At 31.1% G+C, this 1,535-nt stretch carries 2 protein-coding genes; both read right to left on the bottom strand.

All coding sequences use genetic code 11. The features are described from left to right. A partial coding sequence (locus IEW41_RS14415; RefSeq protein WP_188607079.1) for a hypothetical protein occupies positions 1–253 on the bottom strand: 253 nt, incomplete at its 3' end. After that, a partial coding sequence (locus tag IEW41_RS14420; RefSeq protein ID WP_373282969.1) for a type II secretion system protein GspD occupies positions 253–1,535 on the bottom strand: 1,283 nt, incomplete at its 5' end. The genes IEW41_RS14415 and IEW41_RS14420, both read right to left, overlap by 1 nt.

Below are 1,535 nucleotides of genomic sequence, written 5' to 3' on the forward strand. Positions count from 1 at the left end.
CTGAAACATTGTTTTCAACTTTTTTTGTGATGACATGCTCATTATTGATTAATAATGATACACCAATATCTTGGGGCAAGATGTTTGATAATTCTACAATTGAATCCGCTTCAGTATTGTTTTTTAAATCAATCTCATTCTTTTTTTTGTTTAAAACAGTTACATATAAACGATTAGCTCCATTTTTTGAAGTATGCTCAATACCGCAATATTGGTTTTTAAATAAGAGATATGTTTTAATATCTTGAAGCATTAATAAATTATTGTAGGCTTAATCAGAACAGTTAATTTTGACTTACTCGCTTCGCGCTTACGCTTACTAAAGAGCCATTTGATCACAGGTATTCTAGCTAAAAAAGGAACTCCTGATCCAGAATTATTTTTATATTGTTCTTCTAATCCACCTAAAATTGCTATATCTTGATCTTGCATACGAATGATTGAAGTAAATGTCCTAGAGTTAATATCTGGTGGAGCATCGTCAGCAATTCGCTGACCAAAACTTGATTGAATGACAAAAATATCTAGAAGTACTTGACCATCACTAGATACAGAGGGCTTAATTGTCAGTCCCAATTCAACATCAATAGGGTAATAGTTTGTAAATTCTGTAGTTTGAGGGTTATCAGTTCCATAAATGTTACGTTGTGTTACAGCATAATAGGAAGTTTGACCATTTGAAAAAGTAGCTCTATGACCGTTTAAAGTAGCTAGCTTTGGTGTAGAACGAATTTTTAAATCTCCATTTGCTTCCATTGCTTTAATAGTAGCAAAAAAATTAGGCACCACTTTACCAATATTAAAGCTTGCAAAATCATTAAAGCCTCCAATAATATTATTTATAGTTTGTGCGCCAAGCGTTAAGTTTGTTTCAGGAAAAATACCACCTTTTGTGTTTGATGGATTATCTCCAATACCCCAACTAACTCCTGTTTCGATAGTGTTGTTTTTGCTTACTTCAATAATCATTACTTCAATTAAAACAACAGGGACAGGTTTGTCTATATTTTTTACAAAGGCTTTAAATCGTTCTATCTCTGTACTGGCACCAATGGCATAAAAACTATTTAGCTCATAATCAACTTTAATATCTAATGAGGCTTGAATTTCACTTGGAATGAGATCCAATATCGATTTGATTTCACTATTAGATGTTCTAGATAGATTGGATTGGTTGGAAAATTGATTTGGTGAATTTTGGTTTCTATTAGTATTAAAGTTATCGTATTGATTATTATAGTTCGAATTGGATTGAGAATTAAAATTTCGACTGCCGATTGTACCACTCCCTTGTGGATCTGAAAGCAGTTCTATTGAACGAAATTGAAGTGGAATAACTTCTACTTTTCTAACACTTAATTGTTTTTCAGTTCCAAAAAAGTAAAGAGTTCCATCTTTCTTAAAAACAAATTTTTCAGTAGTGTTATTGTCTGTAAAATTTTTGGTTTGTCCATTAGCATTTACAATGTTTTGAGTATTGCTAATTTGGGTTTCAAATAATTTAACTAATAAGTCATCAAAAGTTATAGATTTTG

This window comes from Aquaticitalea lipolytica (genome assembly GCF_014641635.1).
Classification (GTDB): Bacteria; Bacteroidota; Bacteroidia; order Flavobacteriales; family Flavobacteriaceae; genus Aquaticitalea; species Aquaticitalea lipolytica.